At 72.1% G+C, this 19,119-nt stretch carries 17 protein-coding genes and 1 riboswitch; of the genes, 5 read left to right on the top strand and 12 right to left on the bottom strand.

Annotation, left to right across the window (positions count from 1 at the left end; all coding sequences use genetic code 11):
• Window positions 1-16 precede the first annotated feature (16 nt).
• Window positions 17-2,107 carry a HelD family protein gene (locus AC0KTA_RS20625; RefSeq protein ID WP_481049685.1) on the top strand — a complete coding sequence of 697 codons (2,091 nt, stop codon included), beginning with the start codon at window positions 17-19 and terminating at the stop codon, window positions 2,105-2,107.
• Between the two features lie 334 nt (window positions 2,108-2,441).
• Here AC0KTA_RS20625 and AC0KTA_RS20620 read toward each other — a convergent pair whose 3' ends face one another.
• A complete protein-coding gene (locus AC0KTA_RS20620) occupies window positions 2,442-3,131 on the bottom strand; it encodes a copper homeostasis protein CutC (protein ID WP_481049684.1) in 690 nt (229 codons plus the stop codon).
• A gap of 141 nt (window positions 3,132-3,272) precedes the next feature.
• Window positions 3,273-5,558 (bottom strand): heavy metal translocating P-type ATPase, encoded by a 2,286-nt coding sequence (locus tag AC0KTA_RS20615; RefSeq protein WP_481049683.1) that lies wholly within the window; start codon window positions 5,556-5,558, stop codon window positions 3,273-3,275.
• Between the two features lie 134 nt (window positions 5,559-5,692).
• Between AC0KTA_RS20615 and AC0KTA_RS20610 the strand changes: the two genes are divergently transcribed.
• Window positions 5,693-6,682 (top strand): hypothetical protein, encoded by a 990-nt coding sequence (locus tag AC0KTA_RS20610; RefSeq protein WP_481049682.1) that lies wholly within the window; start codon window positions 5,693-5,695, stop codon window positions 6,680-6,682.
• A 22-nt stretch (window positions 6,683-6,704) separates the two neighbouring features.
• Here the strand turns inward: AC0KTA_RS20610 and AC0KTA_RS20605 are convergent, their stop codons facing one another.
• From AC0KTA_RS20605 to AC0KTA_RS20580, 6 genes are all read right to left on the bottom strand, one after another.
• The gene (locus tag AC0KTA_RS20605) at window positions 6,705-7,394 is read right to left on the bottom strand and encodes a maleylpyruvate isomerase family mycothiol-dependent enzyme (RefSeq protein ID WP_481049681.1); all 690 of its coding nucleotides are present in this window, start codon (window positions 7,392-7,394) and stop codon (window positions 6,705-6,707) included.
• A gap of 90 nt (window positions 7,395-7,484) precedes the next feature.
• Window positions 7,485-8,693, bottom strand: coding sequence for a Cmx/CmrA family chloramphenicol efflux MFS transporter (locus AC0KTA_RS20600; protein ID WP_481056501.1), 1,209 nt, complete (start codon window positions 8,691-8,693; stop codon window positions 7,485-7,487).
• Between the two features lie 212 nt (window positions 8,694-8,905).
• Complete coding sequence (locus tag AC0KTA_RS20595; RefSeq protein ID WP_481049680.1) at window positions 8,906-10,021, bottom strand: GNAT family N-acetyltransferase; 1,116 nt, start codon at window positions 10,019-10,021, stop codon at window positions 8,906-8,908.
• Between the two features lie 9 nt (window positions 10,022-10,030).
• Window positions 10,031-10,699, bottom strand: a complete 669-nt coding sequence (locus tag AC0KTA_RS20590) for an HD domain-containing protein (protein WP_481049679.1) — start codon at window positions 10,697-10,699, stop codon at window positions 10,031-10,033.
• 155 nt (window positions 10,700-10,854) lie between these two features.
• Window positions 10,855-11,208: a DUF4031 domain-containing protein gene (locus tag AC0KTA_RS20585; RefSeq protein ID WP_481049678.1), complete on the bottom strand. Its 354-nt coding sequence runs from the start codon at window positions 11,206-11,208 to the stop codon at window positions 10,855-10,857.
• Window positions 11,205-11,591, bottom strand: a complete 387-nt coding sequence (locus AC0KTA_RS20580; protein ID WP_481049677.1) for a hypothetical protein — start codon at window positions 11,589-11,591, stop codon at window positions 11,205-11,207. The genes AC0KTA_RS20585 and AC0KTA_RS20580 overlap by 4 nt, the downstream gene beginning before the upstream one ends.
• 125 nt (window positions 11,592-11,716) lie before the next feature.
• Here AC0KTA_RS20580 and AC0KTA_RS20575 point away from each other — a divergent pair, with 125 nt between their 5' ends.
• The 3 genes from AC0KTA_RS20575 to AC0KTA_RS20565 all read left to right on the top strand — a co-directional run bounded on the left by AC0KTA_RS20575 (window position 11,717) and on the right by AC0KTA_RS20565 (window position 14,390).
• Window positions 11,717-12,646, top strand: a complete 930-nt coding sequence (locus tag AC0KTA_RS20575) for a MurR/RpiR family transcriptional regulator (RefSeq protein ID WP_481049676.1) — start codon at window positions 11,717-11,719, stop codon at window positions 12,644-12,646.
• Window positions 12,647-12,756: 110 nt separating this feature from the next.
• The gene (gene murQ / locus AC0KTA_RS20570; RefSeq protein WP_481049675.1) at window positions 12,757-13,707 is read left to right on the top strand and encodes an N-acetylmuramic acid 6-phosphate etherase; all 951 of its coding nucleotides are present in this window, start codon (window positions 12,757-12,759) and stop codon (window positions 13,705-13,707) included.
• A 215-nt stretch (window positions 13,708-13,922) separates the two neighbouring features.
• A complete protein-coding gene (locus AC0KTA_RS20565; RefSeq protein ID WP_481049674.1) occupies window positions 13,923-14,390 on the top strand; it encodes a hypothetical protein in 468 nt (155 codons plus the stop codon).
• A 193-nt stretch (window positions 14,391-14,583) separates the two neighbouring features.
• Here AC0KTA_RS20565 and groL read toward each other — a convergent pair whose 3' ends face one another.
• The 4 genes from groL to thrC form a co-directional block, all read right to left on the bottom strand.
• Complete coding sequence (gene groL / locus AC0KTA_RS20560) at window positions 14,584-16,209, bottom strand: chaperonin GroEL (RefSeq protein ID WP_481049673.1); 1,626 nt, start codon at window positions 16,207-16,209, stop codon at window positions 14,584-14,586.
• Window positions 16,210-16,632: 423 nt separating this feature from the next.
• Window positions 16,633-16,836, bottom strand: coding sequence for a cold-shock protein (locus tag AC0KTA_RS20555; protein ID WP_031073244.1), 204 nt, complete (start codon window positions 16,834-16,836; stop codon window positions 16,633-16,635).
• 420 nt (window positions 16,837-17,256) lie between these two features.
• Window positions 17,257-17,532 carry a ubiquitin-like small modifier protein 1 gene (locus tag AC0KTA_RS20550; protein WP_481049672.1) on the bottom strand — a complete coding sequence of 92 codons (276 nt, stop codon included), beginning with the start codon at window positions 17,530-17,532 and terminating at the stop codon, window positions 17,257-17,259.
• Between the two features lie 113 nt (window positions 17,533-17,645).
• Entirely contained in the window at window positions 17,646-18,953 is a 1,308-nt protein-coding gene (gene thrC / locus AC0KTA_RS20545; protein WP_481049671.1) for a threonine synthase, read from the bottom strand.
• 17 nt (window positions 18,954-18,970) lie between these two features.
• A riboswitch (SAM riboswitch) is annotated at window positions 18,971-19,099 on the bottom strand.
• Window positions 19,100-19,119: the final 20 nt, after the last annotated feature.

The raw sequence follows: 19,119 nt of genomic DNA, 5'->3' as shown, positions 1-19,119 counted from the left end.
CGCCGGAGGCCACCCCGTGAACGCCGCGCCCCAAGACACCGCGCCCGAAGACCCCCTCGCCCGCGAACGCGCCCACCTCACCGCGTCCCGTGCCGCGCTGCGCGCCATGCGTGAGGACGCGCAGGCCCTGGACATCCGCGACGTGACGGCGAACTGGGTCAACGCCGAAGTCCTCCAGGGCCAGATCGACGAGCGGATCAAGGCCCTGGCCGACCTCGCGCACACGCCGCTGTTCTTCGGCAGGCTCGACTTCCTCCACGCGGTGGGTGCCGAGCAGGCCGAGGGCGGGGAGGGCGAGCGCCCGCGGCCGGAGGCCGCTTATCAAACACTGCATATCGGGCGGCGGCATGTGCACGACGCCGACGGCGACCCGATGGTCATCGACTGGCGCGCCCCCGTCTCGCAGCCCTTCTACCGGGCCTCGAAGAAGGACCCCCTGGACGTGGGTCTGCGCCGCCGGTTCGGGTACACCGGCGGCGAGCTGACCGCGTACGAGGACGAGCATCTGACGGACGCCACCGAGGCCGAGCAGGTCAGCAAGCTGCTCCAGGAGGAGATCGAGCGGCCGCGCGTGGGCCCGATGCGGGACATCGTGGCGACGATCCAGCCGGAGCAGGACGAGATCGTACGCGGCGGACTCGGCGGGTCCGTGTGTGTGCAGGGCGGCCCCGGCACCGGAAAGACGGCGGTCGGCCTGCACCGGGTCGCGTATCTCCTCTACGCCCACCGCGAGCGCCTCGCCCGCACCGGCACCCTCGTCATCGGGCCGAACCGGTCCTTCCTGCACTACATCGAGCAAGTGCTGCCCGCGCTCGGCGAGTTGGAGGTGCGGCAGGCGACGGTCGACGACCTCGTGGCGCACGTGGAGGTGCGCGGCACGGACGACGCGGCCGCCGCCGTCGTCAAGGGCGACGCGCGCATGGCCGAGGTGCTGCGCCGGGCGCTGCGCTCGCACGTGACGCTGCCGGAGGAGGCGGTCGTGGTGGTGCGGGGGTCGCGGCGGTGGCGCGTACCGGCGTACGAACTGGAGGAGATCGTACGGGAGTTGCTGGCCCGCGACATGCGCTACGGGGCGGCCCGCGAGGCCCTCCCCCATCGCATCGCGCATGCCGTCCTCGTCCAGATGGAGCGCTCGGGGGAGGCGCCGGACGACCGGGTGCAGGACGCGGTGGCGCGGAACACGGCGGTGAAGGCGGCCGTGAAGGCCGTCTGGCCGCCCGTCGATCCCGCGAAGCTGGTGCTCCGGCTGCTGTCCGACGCCGACTTCCTCGCCGCGCACGCCGACGGGATCCTCACCCCCGAGGAGCAGAAGACGGTTCTCTGGGCCAAGCCCGCGCGGGGCGTGAAGAGCGCCAAGTGGTCGGCCGCGGACGCCGTATTGATCGACGAGGCCGCCGACCAGATCACCCGCACCCACTCGCTGGGCCATGTCGTCCTTGACGAGGCCCAGGACCTTTCCCCGATGCAGTATCGGGCCGTGGGCCGCCGCTGTACGACCGGGTCGGTCACGGTCCTCGGGGACCTGGCGCAGGGCACCACCGCGTGGGCTACGCCGAGTTGGGGCGAGGCGCTGGGGCATCTCGGCAAGGGGGACGCCGTCGTGGAGGAGCTGACGGCCGGTTTCCGTGTGCCGCGCGAAGTCATCGCGTACGCGTCGCGGTTGCTGCCGGCGATCGCACCGGACCTCACGGAGGTGAGCTCGGTGCGGCAGTCTCCGGGGTCGCTGGTGGTACGCCGGGTGCCGGATCTCACCGAGGCCGTCCTCGCCGCCTGCGTGGACTCCCTCCGCAACGAGGGCTCGGTCGGGCTGATCGCCGCGGACGCCCGCGTGCCCTCCCTCGCGGAGGCGCTGCGTGCGGCGGGTCTCCCCTACCTCGACCCCGGCGAGGAGACCACCCCCGACACCCGCCTCACCCTCGTCCCCGCTTCCCTGGCCAAGGGCCTGGAGTACGACTACGTGGTCCTGGACGAGCCGGCCGCGGTGGTCGACGCCGAGCCCGACGAACGCACCGGCCTGCGGCGCTTGTACGTGGCCCTGACCCGGGCGGTGTCCGGCTTGACGGTGATCCACGCGGCCCCACTGCCGGAAGCGTTGGCAACCGCATGACGTGACAGTGGCCGTGAGCCTGGGCAGTACCCCTCCCCCCACATCAGGGCCCCGTCGGCCTGGGCTGTGCCCACCCGTTCCGCCCTGCGGAACGACTGCCCACAGCAGGGAGCGGCACACAGCAGGCAGCCGCCGCCCACAGCGGGGAGCGGCGCACAGCGGGCAGGACGTGGCGACGGGCCGCAGACGCCGAGCAAGCCCGAGCGGCACCGGAGGCATGGCCTGCGTGGGCCGGTGGTCGGCCTTGGCGGGGGCCGCGGCCCGAAGCTGTCGGTCGACTGGAAACGGGTGGGCGGGTGGGAGAGAGATCCCGCCGCGGAGCGGCGGGGACAGGTCAGGCGTCCAGGGCCCGGCGCCAGGTCGAGACGGCCGAAGAAGAGACCGGCGAGCCCCACCCGTGGGGCCGGGCCGCCCCGCCGATGTGGAAAGCGTCGAGCCCGGCCGCGCGGAGCGCCGGGACGTGGTCGAGGCGGAGGCCGCCGCCGACGAGGATGCGGGGCTCGTACCCGGGCTCACCGGAACGCGCGGCCTCCGCGAGGAGGACAGGCAGCCCCTCGTCGACGCCGCCCGCGGCGCCCGCGGTGAGGTAGGTGTCGAGCCCGGGCAGTTCGGCGAGCTGCTTGCGCAGGGCGTCGCGGTCGACGGCCCGGTCGACAGCCCGGTGGAACGTCCAGGCGCAGCCGTCCAGCGCCCCCACGACCGCCTCGACGGCGGCCACATCCGCGCCCCCGGCCTCGTCCAGGAAACCGAGCACGAACTCCTCGGCCCCGGCGGCCCGCAGCTCCCGCGCCCGCCGCACCAGCTCGGACACGTCGCCCGCCGCGAACCCGTCCGCGAGCCGCAGCATGACGCGCAGCGCGATGCCGACCGAGGAGCGGATCTCCGTGAAGGTCTCGAGGGACGGCGTGAGCCCGTCCGCGGCCATGTCGGTGACCAGCTCGAGGCGGTCCGCACCTCCGGCCTGGGCGGCGACCGCGTCCTCGGCGTCGAGGGCGATCACCTCCAGGAGCGCGCGCTTGCTCATGGGTGACGTCTTCCTTCTCGGAGTCATGCTGGCGGCGACCACAGAAACACAGGTCTAGTCCAATTACCAGGGTACGCGCAGATCACCCCGGCGCGAATTCGTACCGCACCGGGGTGATCAGGCCACGTACACCAGAAAACGTCAGCTCAGTGGCCGGAAGGAGCGCAGCCGCAGGCTGTTGCCGACCACGAAGACCGACGAGAACGCCATGGCCGCGCCCGCGAGCATCGGGTTGAGCAGCCCGGCCGCGGCGAGCGGCAGCGCCGCCACGTTGTAGGCGAAGGCCCAGAACAGGTTGGACCTGATCGTGCCGAGGGTGCGGCGCGAGAGCCGGATCGCGTCGGCCGCGGCCCGCAGGTCGCCGCGGACCAGGGTCAGGTCGCCGGCCTCGATGGCCGCGTCCGTCCCCGTCCCCATCGCGAGCCCCAGGTCGGCCTGCGCGAGCGCCGCCGCGTCGTTGACGCCGTCGCCGACCATGGCCACCGAACGGCCCTCGGCCTGCAGCCGCTTGACCACGTCGACCTTGTCCTGCGGCAGGACCTCCGCGATGACGTGCTCCGGCGCGATGCCGACCTCCGCGGCGACGGACTCGGCCACGGCCCGGTTGTCCCCGGTGAGCAGCATCGGGGTCAGGCCCAGGTCACGCAGCCTGCGGATCGCCTCCGGGCTGGTCTCCTTCACCGCGTCGGCCACTTCGAGCACGGCCCGCGCCTCGCCGTCCCAGGCGACCGCGATGGCCGTACGCCCGGCCGCCTCGGCCGCGTCCTTGGCCCGCTTCAGCTCCACCGGCAGGGCCATCGCCCAGTCGGCGAGCAACTGCTCACGCCCCACCAGGACCGCGTGTCCCTCGACGATGCCCTGCACGCCGAGCCCCGCCACGTTCGCGAAGTCCTCCGGCGTGGGCAGTGCGCCGACCTCGGCGGCGGCCCCGGCCGCGACGGCCTGCGCGATCGGGTGCTCGGAGGCGTGCTCCAACGCGCCCGCGAGACGCAGGACTTCGGCCCGGTCCGTGGTGTCGGCGGTGTGCGTGGCGAGCAGCGTCATCCGGCCCGTGGTCACCGTGCCGGTCTTGTCCAGGACGATCGTGTCGACGCGCCGCGTGGTCTCCAGGACCTCCGGGCCCTTGATCAGGATGCCGAGCTGGGCGCCACGCCCGGTGCCGACCATGAGCGCGGTGGGCGTGGCCAGGCCCAGGGCGCACGGGCAGGCGATGATCAGTACGGCGACGGCGGCGGTGAACGCGGCGGTGAGCCCCGCGCCGTTGCCGAGCCAGAAGCCGAGCGTGGCGACGGCGAGCGCGATGACGACCGGCACGAACACGCCGGAGATGCGGTCGGCGAGCCGCTGGGCCGCGGCCTTGCCGTTCTGCGCGTCCTCCACGAGCCGGGCCATGCGGGCCAGTTGGGTGTCGGCGCCGACGCGCGTGGCCTCCACGACGAGGCGGCCGCCGACGTTCAGGGTGGCGCCGGTGACGGCGTCGCCGGGCGCGACCTCGACGGGCACGGACTCGCCGGTGAGCATGGAGGCGTCGACGGCCGAGGAGCCCTCGACGACGCGCCCGTCGGTGGCGATCTTCTCGCCGGGCCGCACGAGGAACCGGTCCCCGACCATCAACTCGCTGACTAGAACGTTCTTTTCAGTCCCGTCACGCAGCACGGTGACGTCCTTCGCGCCCAGTTCAAGGAGCGCCTTGAGCGCCGCGCCCGCCTTCCGCTTGGAGCGGGCCTCGAAGTACCGCCCGGCGAGGATGAAGGCGGTGACGCCGGCCGCGGCCTCCAGGTAGATGTTCCCGGCGCCGTCGCTGCGCTCGATGGTCAGCTCGAAGGCGTGCGTCATGCCGGGCATCCCGGCCGAGCCGAAGAACAGCGCCCACAGCGACCACAGGAACGCCGCCGACGTACCGACCGATATCAGCGTGTCCATGGTGGCCGCGCCGTGCCGGGCGTTGGTGAAGGCCGCCTTGTGGAAGGGCCACGCGGCGTACGTCACGACGGGCGCCGCGAGCGTCAGGGACAGCCACTGCCAGTACTCGAACTGAAGCGCCGGGACCATCGCCATCGCGATGACGGGGACGGAGAGCACGACGGCCGTGATCAGCCGCTCCCGCAGCGGCCGCAGCTCGGCGGCGTCCTCGCGCCCGTCGTCGCCTCCGCCGCCCCCGCCGCCGGATTCCGGATGCGGGGGCTCGGGCTCCTGAGCCGTGTATCCGGTGGCCTCGACGGTGGCGATCAGGTCCGCGACGGCGACGTCCGCACCGTCGAAGGTGACCTTGGCCTTCTCGGTGGCGTAGTTGACCGTCGCCGCCACGCCCTCCATGCGGTTGAGCTTCTTCTCGATACGGGCCGCGCACGAGGCGCAGGTCATGCCGCCGATGGCGAGTTCTACCTGTGCGGCCTGCGTGGCCTGCGCACTCTGCGGGGTCGACATGTCAGTCGCTCTCCTCATCCCCGGCATACCCGGGTCCGGTATCGCTTACGAGACTCATTTATACCCCTGGGGGGTACCTGGCGCAAGAGAGTCCAGCACTTGACTTCATACCCCCAGGGGGTATCGTCGGTCTCATGAATACGGGACTGAGGATCACCGCATACTCCACGGCCGTCGCGGCGGCGTTCACGGCCGCGTACGGCATCGGGACGAGCGTCGACACGGTGAGCACGCCGACGGCGCACAGCGAGAAGAAGGACCACGGCGGCGGGCACGCGGAGCAGGGCGGCGAGAAGAAGGGCGCGGCCCCCGCGGGCCTCCAGGTCGCCGCCGACGGCTACGCGCTCGACCTGAAGACGCCGCGCGCGAAGGCGGGCGAGCGCACGGACCTGCGCTTCACCATCCGGAAGGAGACCCCGGGCGGGAAGGAGCCCTCAGGCGCGCCCCTGAAGACGTACAAGCAGGAGCACGGCAAGGAACTCCACCTCATCGTCGCCTCACGCGACCTGACGACGTACCGCCATCTGCACCCCGAGCGCGCCGCCGACGGCACCTGGTCGGTCCCGGCGACGCTGCCCAGGGCCGGGGACTACCGCGTGTTCGCGGACTTCACGCCCGCGGGGACGCAAGGGAAGGCGCAGCGGAAGGTGACGCTCGGCACGGACCTCGCCGTGACCGGCCCGTACAAGGCGGCCGAACTGCCGCGCGCGGCGGCCACCGCGAAGGCGGGCGACGGCTACGAGGTGCGCCTGGACGGCGGGTTGAAGCCCGGCAAGCCGCGTGAGCTGACGCTGCGCGTCACGCGCGACGGCAAGCCGGTCACGAACCTCCAGCCCTACCTGGGCGCCTACGGCCACCTGGTCGCGCTGCGCGCGGGCGACCTCGCGTACCTGCACGTCCACCCGAACGGCGAAGTGGGCGACGGCACCACGAAGCCCGGCCCGAAGGTGTCCTTCACGGCGACGGCGCCGAGCGCGGGCGCGTACCGCCTGTTCCTGGACTTCAAGCACGAGGGCACGGTGCGGACGGCGGCGTTCACGGTGAACACAAACACACACGCCGACGCGAACACGGGCTCGGACACAGACACCGGCACGGGCAAGGACAAGCCCCACGAGCATTGAGCCAAGCCCCGCCCCCGGAGCCTCAGTTGAAGATCGTCAGCTCCTCCGGCGTCGCACCCGCGAGCTCGAACCGCGCACCGGCGAGCGGGCGCCCCGCGTACAGCCGGATCAGCGTCGGGGCGTCGCCGATGTACCGGGCCGGGGGCCGGCTGCCGTCGGTGACGCCGAGGATCAGCGGCTCGTCGAAGCCGTCGACGTCGGCGTGCAGGGGCAGCGCCGCGCGCTGCTTGGTGTACGCGGCGAGCAGCGGCAGCGCGTCACCGAGCCCCTCGCCCGCGTACGCGCCCGGCAGCCCCCAGGCGTCCCGTACGTCTCCCGCGTGCACCCACTCGCCGAGCGCCACGCCGTCGAAGAGGCCCTTGGACGCGGCGATGGCGGCGCCCGCGTTCGTCATGCCGTGCTCCAGCTCGTCCACGATGCGGGCGTTGGGCCAGAGGGCCCGCTCGGCGATGTCGCGGTCGTTGCCCGCCGCGGTGAACACGCCGTCCTCGAAGCGGCTCTCGATGACGCGGCTCAGCGCCGCCGAGCAGTGCGCGAGGACGTCGCGGACCGTCCAGCCGGGGCAGCAGGTGGGCGCCGCGAAGGCCGCGTCCTCGGCGGCGCGCAGGAGGGGGATGAGGGCGTCGCGTTCGGTACGGAGGAGTCGGCCGGGGCGGTCGGATTCGTGTGCTTCGTCGGACGGGGTCGCGTTGGGGGTCGCGTCGTACGTCATGGCGGCCAGCCAAGCGGGCGCTGCCGTGAAAGGCAACGTCCGGGGGCGGGTTTTCCGTCGAGACCCGCTCCTCTTTGCCGGGGCGGCGGCTCAGGGGGACAGTTCTGTCCGCTGCCTGTTGTCGTACGCGGCGTGGTGGCTCTCGGCGGACCCTCCTCGCGGCCGCAACCGCGACGAAACCGCCACCGCCACGATCGCCGACGTCGTGAGCCCGGCCCCGGCCCACGCGGCCGACTCGTAGCCGAGGCCCGCGTCGATGACGGTGCCACCGAGCCACGGCCCGGCCGTGTTGCCGAGGTTGAAGGAGGCGGTCGCGGTGGCCCCGGCGAGGGTGGGCGCGGCGGTGGCGACCTCGAAGACGCGGGCGTTGAGCGCGGGGCCGGTGTAGAAGGCGGAGACTCCGAGCAGGAAGGCGAGGACGACCGCCGCGGCGGCGGTCGCGGAGAAGAGGGCGAGCGCGCTCAGGAACACCGTCGAGGCGGCGATCCCGCTGAACAGCACGGTGAAGAGCCGCCCGTCGGTGACGCGTCCCCCGATGGCGGTCCCGATCAGCGCCCCCACGCCGAACAGCGCGAGCACCGCGGGCACCCAGCCCTCGTCGAGGCCCGCGACATCCGTCAGCAGCGGCGCGAGATAACTGAACGCGCAGAACACGCCGCCCGCGGCGAGTGCCACGACGGCGACGGCGAGCCACACCTGCCGGTCGCGGTAGATGACGAGTTCCCGCCGGAGCACGGGCTGTTCGGCGGGCCGGGCGATGCGCGGTACGAGGACGACGACGCCCACGAGCGCGATCCCCGAGGCCGCCGCGACCGCCCAGAACGCGGACCGCCAGCCGAAGTGGTCCCCGAGGAAGGCTCCGGCGGGCACACCGAGAACGTTGGCGATGGAGAGCCCGCCGAGCATCACGGCGATGGCCCGCGCCCGCTGGGTCACCGGCACCATCGCCACGGCGACGGACGCGCCGACCGCCCAGAACCCGGCGCAGGCCAGCGCGCTGACGACGCGGGACGCGAAGAGGATCCCGTACGACGGCGCGAGCGCGCCCGCGATCTGGCCGAGGCCGAACACCGCGATGAGCGCGACCAGCGTGGCCCGCCGCGGCAGCCGCAGCGTCGCCGCCGCGAGCAGCGGCGCCCCCACGACCATCCCGATCGCGAACGCCGAGATCAGCAGACCGGCCCGCGGCACCGACACCCCCATGTCGTCCGCGACGTCCGGCAGCAGCCCCGACAGCATGAACTCACTGGTACCGAGCGCGAAGACGGCGACACCGAGGGTGTGGACGGCTATGGGCATGCGTGTGCGAGGGGGCATGTTCGGCGGCAACGTGGGGGTCGGTGCGGGAATTCCCTGGCGGGGGCTTGTGTTGGGGTGCGCGGACGTTCCGGGCGCGGGCGCCCGCGCCGACGGCGAAGCCGCCGACCAGGTTCACGGGCGGGCGGGTGGGAAGAGCCGCCGCGCAGCGGCGGCACACGGAGGGCGCGGCGGTGAGGCAGCCTGCGGCTCGCTCAGGTCCGGCGGAGCTCGAACGTGGCGTCGGCGTCGCGGTCCGCGGTGCGGGTGAAGCCCGCGCGGGTGAGGACGGCGTGGGACGCGGCGTTGTCCGGGTCGGCGAGCGCACGCAGCCCGGTCAGGCCGGCATGGTCGGCGATGTCGGCGCGGTCCGGGCCGGCCAGGGCGAACTCGGTGAGCGCGCGCAGCGCATGCGTCGCGTACCCGTTGCCGCGGGCCGCCGGGACCAGGTTGTAGCCGACCTCCGCCCAGCCCTCCTCGTCGGGCACCCCGTGGAACCCGACGGCCCCGACCGCGAGCTGGTCCTCGGTACGGACGACGGCGAACATCCCCCACTCGGGCCGATGCGTCCCGGCGGCGTACGCCTTCGCGACCCGGGAGGCGGCGCCCCGCGTCCCCTCGGAGGGCCCGCCCTCGGCCCAGTCGATGCCGCCCGCACCGCCCCCGGCGAGATCCGCGGCCGCGTCCGCCGCCACCTCGACCAGTTCCACGGGCCCCGCGGGCAGCTGGAACGGGTTGTGCCACCGCCACCGCTCCAGACGGCCGTGCCCCGCGCGGTCACCACGCCCGGTGGCCCACAGCAGCACCTCCCAGTGCCCCTCCCCGTCCCGGGCGGGCGGCACCTCCGGGAACAGCCGCGCGAGCAGCACCTCGCACAGCGGGGCCGGAGGTTCGTAGGCGACGTCGAAGGCCCGCAGGATGTCGTACGTGTGCAGGAGCAGCTCGGCGATCCCCATCGCCGCGAAGCCCGCCGCGTCCGCGCTGCGGGACGGGTACGGATGCCAGCCCCGCACTCCCGGCGGCGTCGTCCGGACGACCGCCGCGAGCAGCCCCGCCGTCGCCTCGACGACCCGCACGGCGCCGTCCGCGCCGGTGCCCTCGTCCAGCTTGGCCTCGACGGGGACGTACGTGCCCGTGCCCGCGGTGCGCCCGGTGAGCTGCGTCGCGTACGCCGTGAAGTCGCAGGCGATGTGCTCGGCCGTGTCCAGGCAGCTCCACTCGAGGCCGCCCGCAGGGCGCGTCCAGTCGTACTCCGCCGTCGCCACCGCGCGCAGCGCCCGCACCGCGTGCGCCGTCGCCTCGTCGATCCGTTCCCCGCCGTTGAAGAGCATGCGGCGAGGTTACGTGAGCAGTTCCAGCTCCGTCGTGAGGTTTTCCCGGGCGCGGGACTCCCAGTGCGCGGCGCCGTACTCCGTACGGAACAGCCGGGGCAGCGCGAGCAGTTGGCGCAGCACGTCCGCCCGCCCCGCGCGGAACGCCTCGTCGGGCACGAAGGCGTACTCCTCGCGGACCGCGGCGGCGTACGCGGCGTACGCGTCCGGATCCGCCGCGAGGATCGCGAGGTCCGCGTCGCACAGCACCTCGCCGTTGCGGTCGCCCTCGGCCGGGTCGTGGCTCACCGTGAGCCGGACGAGCCGGGCCACCTCGGCGGTCGCCTCCGGCGTCAGCCCCGCCTCGGGCAGCGCGCGTTCCGCGAGGCGCGCGCTGCGCTCCTCGTTCTCCGAGCGGTCGGGGGCGTACACCGCGTCGTGGAACCACGCCGCGAGCCGCACCAGGTGCGGGGCGTCCGCGTGCGCCTGGAGGGTGTCGACGTGGGTGAGGACGGCGGCCAGGTGGGTGCGGGTGTGGTAGCGGCGGTGGGGCTCCGACCAGCGGGTGAGGAGGTGGTCGGCGTACGGGTCGGGGTCCGGGCCGGAGTCCGGGTCCGGGCCGGTGCCGGTCCCCCGGGCCCCGAAGAGGGCTTCGCGCCAGCGGGCTCGCAGGGACGTGACGTCGTCGTGGTCGGGCATGGGGTGACCCTAGTCGGCCCTAAGAAGGTCGGGTGCGGTAGCGCCCCGAAGGGGCGCGGGGCTGTATCGATATGCGGCTCCGCCGCGCGGGCGCGACCAGCCACGACGGAGCCGCGGACGATTGACAGCCCATCGCGGCACTGCCAGCGGAGCGCTCAGTCGGCCTGCCCGGAGGGCTTTCCCGGCGAGGACCCGCCCGGCAAGGGGCCGTCCGGCAAGGGACTGTCCGGCAAGGACCCGTCCGCCGCTGCGCGGCCCTTGGGCCGCCGCAGCCCCGCCCCCGTGAGCCGCCGCACCAGCTCCTTGGAGCCGACCTCCACCGCCCCGGCCCGCACGGCGTCGCCGTACCGATGCGACGGCAGGTCGTAGTGGTCGCGCTCGAAGGCCCGCTCCGGCACGCCGATGCGCGCGGCGAACGCGTGCAGTTCCTCGTACGAGACGTCGCTGACCAGGTGCGACCACAGCCGCCCGTGCCCGGGCCAGGTGGGCGGGTCGATGTAGAGGGTCACCGCGGCACCGTCCCGAGCGACCCCACGGCCGCGACCACCACACCCGCCTTCGCGCACACCCAGTGCGGATCCGCGCCCAGTTCGGGCTCCACGTCCAGCGCGTGCGGGTCCCCGGAGCCGCACACCGGGCACAGCGGCCACCGGCCGTACCGCTCCAGGAGGGCGTCCTGCACGTCCTGGGCGACGAGCCCGGCCACATAGTCGACCCCGTCGGGCCACTGCTCGACCCACCAGCGGCGCTGCGCCACGGAGTCCTCGACGAACGAGACCACGTCCGGCTCGGCCACCTCGTCCGCGACCAGGTCGGCGAGCACCAGCGCGCGGGCGGCGTGCAACGCCTGCTCCAGCGGGCCGACGGGGGCGGAGGATGCGGATGGGTCCATACAGCCATTGTGCGCCAGGTCTTGACCCCAGGCCGTGGCCCCCAGGTCTTGACCCCCAAGTCTTGACCCGAGGCCTTGGCTCCCGGGGCTTGACCCTCCCCCGCCGCCGAAAATATCTTTCAAGAGTGACCCAAGACGTGAAGGAAATTTTCGCGGGCGGCGCGCCCCCGGCCCCCGCCGCCCTCGCGGCCAAGGTGCGCACGCTCGCGCCGTCGATGACCCGCTCCATGCAGCGCGTCGCCGAGGCCGTCGCGGGCGACCCGGCGGGCACCGCGGCGCTCACGGTCACCGGCCTCGCCGAGCTCACCGGCACCAGCGAGGCGACGGTGGTCCGCACCGCCCGCCTCCTCGGCTACCCCGGCTACCGGGACCTGCGCCTCGCCCTGGCCGGCCTCGCCGCCCAGCAGCAGTCGGGCCGCGCCCCCGCCGTCACCGCCGACATCGCCGTCGACGACCCGCTCGCGGACGTCGTCGCGAAGCTCGCGTACGACGAGCAGCAGACCCTCGCCGACACCGCCGCCGGACTCGACACCGTCCAACTCGGCGCGGCCGTCGGCGCGCTGGCCGCCGCCCGCCGCGTGGAGGTGTACGGCGTCGCCGCGTCCGGGCTCGTCGCCCAGGACCTCGCCCAGAAGCTGCTGCGCATCGGCCAGGTCGCGCACGCCCACTCCGACCCGCACCTCGCCGTCACCAACGCGGTGACGCTCCGCGCGAAGGACGTGGCGATCGCGATCACCCACTCCGGGTCCACCGGCGACGTCATCGAACCGTTGCGGGTCGCCTTCGAGCACGGCGCGACGACGATCGCGATCACCGGCCGCCCCGACGGCCTGGTGTCCCAGTACGCCGACCACATACTGACCACGTCCACCGCCCGCGAGAGCGAGTTGCGGCCCGCCGCGATGTCTTCCCGGACCAGTCAGCTCCTGGTCGTGGACTGTCTGTTCGTGGGCGTGGCACAACGTACGTACGAGACGGCTGCCCCCGCGCTGGCCGCTTCGTACGAGGCGCTGGCGCACCGCCATAATCCCCGCGGAGGCCCCGCCAGTCGTTGATGTCCCGTTCGCCGGGGGCGCCGCCGATCGGCCTTCGGCCTCGTCCTCAATCGCCGGACGGGCTGTACTACCCACCGCCGAACCTCACATCGCGAAAGAGCCGCACCCCTATGACCTCCACGCCCACCGGGCCCGCCGCCTACGGCGAGCTCCGTGCCCAGCTGGCGAACCTCACCACCGAGGCGTTCCGCCCCGAGCTCTCCGAGATCGACCGGCTGCCCACGGAGGAGATCGCGCGCCTCATGAACGCCGAGGACGCCACCGTGCCCACGGCCGTCGCCGCGCAGCTCCCCCGCATCGCCGCCGCCATCGACGCCACCGCCGAGCGCATGGCCCGCGGCGGCCGTCTGATCTACGCGGGCGCGGGCACGGCGGGCCGGCTCGGCGTGCTCGACGCGTCCGAGTGCCCGCCGACGTTCAACACCGACCCGGGCGACGTCGTCGGCCTCATCGCCGGCGGCCCGACCGCGGTGGTCACCTCGATCGAGGGCGCCGAGGACCGCAAGGACCTCGCGGCCGCCGACCTGGACTCCCTCGCCCTCACCGCCGACGACACCGTGGTCGGCGTCTCCGCGTCCGGCCGCACCCCCTACGCCGTCGGCGCCGTCGAGCACGCCCGCGCCCGCGGGGCCCTGACCGTCGGCCTGTCCTGCAACGCCGACAGCGCGCTCGCGGCGGCGGCCGAGCACGGCATCGAGGTCGTCGTGGGCCCCGAACTCCTCACCGGATCCACGCGGTTGAAGGCGGGCACCGCCCAGAAGCTCGTCCTCAACATGCTCTCGACGATCACGATGATCCGCCTCGGCAAGACGTACGGGAACCTGATGGTCGACGTACGCGCCTCCAACGACAAGCTGCGCGCCCGCTCCCGCCGCATCGTCGCCCTCGCCACGGGCGCGTCCGACGAGGAGATCGAGGCGGCACTCGCCGCCACCGACGGCGAGGTGAAGAACGCGATCCTCGTGCTCCTGGGCGACGTGGACGGCCCCACGGCGGCACGGCTCCTCACGGAGTCGAAGGGCCACCTGCGGGCCGCGCTGACGGCGGCGGGCTCGGAGTAGCGAGCGGGGACCCGGAGGAGGGAACGGGAACACAGCGTCAAAACCGTCAAGACCGCCCGAAGCAATTGGCTCAATGGGCGTGAATGACCGCTTACTTCCCGCCTTGCTCGACTTGGCCGCTTTCTGTCCTTTCGACAGCCTCGTGACGCCTGTCAACGTGGACCGCGCACCGGTGGCCGTCCCGCCACCGGCCGGTCCTAGGAAAGGAAGCAACGGTGCCTCCGATTCCGATCAAGCCCGGCATCTACAGGATCTACGCGCACATCGCCGGACCCCCGGCCCTCCTCACGGCCCGCGAATACGCGGTGGAGCACGGGCTCCCCGTCTCCACCGACCGCCCGCTGTACCCCCCGATCCCCCAGGAGTGGGCCATCCAGCAGGCCGAGCCCGTACTGGGCTCCCCGTACGTGATCAGCCTCTCCCCGGAGTACGACGACGAACCCGAGAAGCACCCCGGGCTCATCGCCGCCGAGCACAAGCTCTGGGCCAACAACACGTCCCGCGACCAGTGGACGAAGTGGACCTTCGCTCCGGGCGTCGGCGGCCTCCAGATCATCGACGAGAAGGAACACCTCGCCTGGCGCGCGGGGCACTTCGGCCAGCAGGTCGAGCTCATCTCCACCAACAAGGTCGACCAGCACCAGATCTGGTCGCTGGACTTCATGCGCCCGCTCGACGCGTAACCGGTAACAGGAACACCGGGCGGTGGGCGGGCCTCAACCCGCCCACCGCCCCGTCGTGAGCACGGCGGCGAGCGGCCGGGCACGCCGAAGGGGCGACACCCTCCGCGAGGAGAGTGCCGCCCCTTCGTACGAGCGGTACGTATCGACTACATACGGGTCGATTGCGTACGGAGAACGTCCGATCCGCGGGGGATCAGAAGTCCATGTCACCGCCCGGCATGCCGCCCGGAGCACCGGCCGCGGCGGCCTTCTCCGGCTTGTCGGCGATGACGGCCTCGGTGGTGAGGAACAGCGCGGCGATGGACGCGGCGTTCTGCAGGGCGGAACGCGTGACCTTCGCCGGGTCGATGATGCCCTCGGCGATCATGTCGACGTACTCGCCGTTCGCAGCGTTCAGGCCGTGACCGACGGTCAGGTTGCGCACCTTCTCCACGACGACGCCGCCCTCGAGGCCGGCGTTGACCGCGATCTGCTTCAGCGGGGCCTCCAGGGCCAGCTTCACAGCGGCGGCACCGGTGGCCTCGTCGCCCTCGAGCTCGAGCTTCTCGAACACGGAGGAGGCCTGCAGCAGGGCCACGCCACCACCGGCGACGATGCCCTCCTCGACGGCCGCCTTCGCGTTGCGCACGGCGTCCTCGATACGGTGCTTGCGCTCCTTGAGCTCGACCTCGGTCGCGGCACCGGCCTTGATGACGGCCACGCCGCCCGCGAGCTTCGCCAGGCGCTCCTGGAGCTTCTCGCGGTCGTAGTCCGAGTCGCTGTTCTCGATCTCGGCACGGATCTGGTTGACGCGGCCCTGGACCTGGTCGCTCTCACCGGCGCCGTCGACGATCGTCGTCTCGTCCTTGGTGATGACGACCTTGCGGGCGCGGCCGAGCAGGTCGAGACCGGCGTTCTCCAGCTTGAGGCCGACCTCCTCGGAGATGACGGTGCCACCGGTGAGGATGGCGATGTCGCCGAGCATGGCCTTGCGGCGGTCACCGAAGCCCGGGGCCTTGACGGCGACGGACTTGAAGGTGCCACGGATCTTGTTGACGACCAGCGTGGACAGGGCCTCGCCCTCGACGTCCTCGGCGATGATCAGCAGCGGCTTGCCGGACTGCATGACCTTCTCGAGGAGCGGAAGGAGGTCCTTCACGTTCGAGATCTTGGAGTTGACGATCAGGATGTACGGGTCATCCAGGGCCGCCTCCATGCGCTCCATGTCGGTCGCGAAGTACGCCGAGATGTAGCCCTTGTCGAAGCGCATGCCCTCGGTGAGCTCCAGCTCCAGACCGAAGGTCTGGGACTCCTCGACGGTGATGACGCCTTCCTTGCCGACCTTGTCCATCGCCTCGGCGATGAGCTCGCCGATCTGGGTGTCGGCGGCGGAGATGGAGGCGGTCGAAGCGATCTGCTCCTTGGTCTCCACGTCCTTGGCCTGCTCGAGCAGGGCGCCGGAGACGGCCTCGACGGCCTTCTCGATGCCGCGCTTGAGGGCCATCGGGTTGGCGCCGGCCGCGACGTTGCGCAGGCCTTCCTTGACGAGCGCCTGGGCGAGGACGGTCGCGGTCGTCGTGCCGTCACCGGCGACGTCGTCCGTCTTCTTCGCGACCTCCTTGACCAGCTCGGCACCGATCTTCTCGTACGGGTCCTCGAGCTCGATCTCCTTGGCGATGGACACACCATCGTTGGTGATCGTGGGGGCGCCCCACTTCTTCTCGAGGACGACGTTGCGACCCTTGGGGCCCAGGGTCACCTTGACGGCGTCGGCGAGCTGGTTCATGCCGCGCTCGAGGCCGCGCCGTGCCTCCTCGTCGAACGCGATGATCTTGGCCATGTGAAGTGGTCCTCCCGGACGGGGTGGAAAAGCAAACGGATCGTGCTGGCGCCCGCGACGGACGGCCTGCCTGCCCGGTGGTTCCTTGCCCCACCCGGCCTGCGGACCTCACCGACCCGATCCAAGTTCTGTCACTCTCACTCGTAGAGTGCTAACGCCAATGATTAGCACTCGACCCCATAGAGTGCAAGGCCGCCCCGGAGGGGCGTCGATGAGGGGTGGCGGTCGGGAGACGGGTGGGCGCAAGGTCGCCCCCGAACCCCGCCACGCGCGCCCCGCGCCCGCCCGCGCACGGTGGAGATCGACACGCCGTCCGCCGGGCCGCGCGGCCGTGGGCCCGGCGCGCACGAAGGGCCCGCACCCCGTCTCCGGGATGCGGGCCCTTCGTCTGCGTCGCGTCGGTGGCCGATCGCGTCAAGCCGCTCAGCCGGCGAGCTTGACCATGTCCGCCTGCGGACCCTTCTGGCCCTGCGAGATCTCGAACTCGACTCGCTGACCTTCTTCCAGGGTGCGGTAGCCGTCCATCTGGATCGCGCTGTAGTGGACGAATACATCCGCACCACCGTCGACCGCGATGAAGCCATATCCCTTCTCCGCGTTGAACCACTTGACGGTGCCCTGAGCCATGCCTAACTCCCCTATTACTGGCCCTTGCGCAGACCCGCACTTCGCGGACCCGGGTCAGACCTCACCCCCCATGGGTTGGGGGTGTGCGCCGGAACGCGTCGACCGCGGCTGAATGTATCTGTCCAACTGCCCTCTGCAACAGGTCAATCGGACGAGAATTCTGGGCACGCCCGATCGGTAATATGCGGAGAATTCACCGGAGTTCAGGGCAAGTCGGGCCCGACAAATGCCACTTAAGGCTCAAAAGGGCAGGACACTTTGGCTACTTCTTGTCGGCCCGAGACCGGCTTCGAATATGCGCGCGGCACCGCGCGGGACGAAGAACGAAGCTCCATTCCCAACTGTACCGCGATCAACCATACAGAATTGCCCCCTCCGCTTCTCTCGCGGAGGGGGCAATCGCGGTGACGCTGCGTGCGTTCAGCCTCCGGCGACGGCGGGAATGATCGAGACACCGGCGCCGTCCGGCGTCGCCGTCTCCAGACCCTGCTCGAACCGCACGTCGTCGTCGTTCACGTACACATTCACGAACCGCCGCAACTTCCCCTGATCATCCAGGACCCGGGCGGCGATGCCGGTGTGGTTCTTCTCCAGGTCGTCGATGACCTCGGCAAGGGTCGCCCCCTCGGCGGACACCTCGGCCTTGCCGCCGGTGTAGGTACGCAGGATGGTCGGAATACGAACGTTGACACTCATGGGTTCACCTCAGAGGTTCGGGGAGGAGGAGCGCCCCGTCAGGGGCGCGGGGAACTGCGCGACCAGCCACAGACGGTCCGCAGACGAAACAATGCTTCAGGCCCTACGGCGCTCTATCCCGCAAGCCCCGCGGAGCGGAACGCATCGAGGCTGGGCCGAATCGTGGCAGTCGCCTGCGACGTCTCCGCGACCGCGTCGAGGGTCTTGAGACCGTCACCGGTGTTGAGGACGACGGTGGTGAGGGCGGGGTCGATGAGGCCCGCCTCAATCAGCTTCTTCGCGACGCCGACCGTCACCCCACCCGCGGTCTCCGCAAAGATCCCCTCGGTGCGCGCGAGAAGCTTGATGGCCTCGACGACCTGTTCGTCGTTGACGTCCTCCACGGCACCACCCGTGCGCCGCGCGATGTCCAGGACGTACGGCCCGTCGGCCGGATTGCCGATGGCGAGGGACTTGGCGATGGTGTCCGGCTTCTGCGGGCGTACGACGTCGTGGCCGGCCTTGAACGCGGTGGACACCGGCGAGCAGCCCTCCGCCTGCGCGCCGAAGATCTTGTACGGCTTGTCCTCGACCAGGCCGAGGGCGATCAGCTCCTTGAGCCCCTTGTCGATCTTCGTGAGCTGGGAGCCGGAGGCGATGGGGATCACGAGCTGGTCCGGGAGCACCCACCCCAGCTGCTCGCAGATCTCGTACGCGAGGGTCTTGGAGCCCTCGCCGTAGTACGGCCGCAGGTTGACGTTGACGAAGCCCCAGCCCTCGCCCAGCGGGTCGCCGATGAGCTCGGAGCAGAAGCGGTTCACGTCGTCGTAGTTGCCCTCGATGCCGACGAGTTCGCCGCCGTACACCGCGGCCATGACGACCTTGCCTTGCTCCAGGTCGTGCGGGATGAACACGCAGGACCGGAAGCCGGCGCGGGCCGCGGCCGCGCCCACGGCGCCCGCGAGGTTGCCCGTCGAGGAGCAGGAGAGCGTGGTGAACCCGAAGGCGCGCGCGGCTTCGAGGGCCTGCGCGACGACGCGGTCCTTGAAGGAGTGCGTGGGGTTGCCGGAGTCGTCCTTGACGAACAGCTTGCCCGGCTCGACGCCGATTTCCCGGGCGAGGTTGTCGGCCTGGACGAGCTTGGTCCAGCCGGGGTTGAGGTTCGGCTTGTCGGCCACGTCGGCGGGGACGGGCAGCAGCGGGGCGTACCGCCAGATGTTGGCGGGGCCGGACTCGATCTTCCTGCGGAGGCCTTCCGGGTCGCCGAGCGGCAGGTCGTAGGCGACTTCGAGGGGGCCGAAACAGTCGGCGCAGGCGAAGATCGGGCCGAGGTCGAAGCGGGTTCCGCACTCGCGGCAGGAGAGGCCGGACGCGGGGCCGAGGTCTACGGTGCCCGGGGCGGAAGCGGCGGCGGGGGTGGTTGCGACGGTCTGCACAGCCATGGAGGCGAGGCCCTTTCTCCTCATCTTCCTCGCGACGCATCTCGCCGCGAGACGGAATTGGCACCTTCCCCACCGTGACCTCGCGGTCGGCGGGAGGGTTGCCGGGGCTTCAACGGGCCGTATCCCTCTGCCCCTCTGGATGAGCGGTATTCGATTGTGGGTTTCA

It is taken from the genome of Streptomyces sp. Y309 (genome assembly GCF_056712025.1).
Note: the sequence above shows the minus strand (reverse complement) of the source record. Positions and strands in the feature narration are given on the sequence as shown.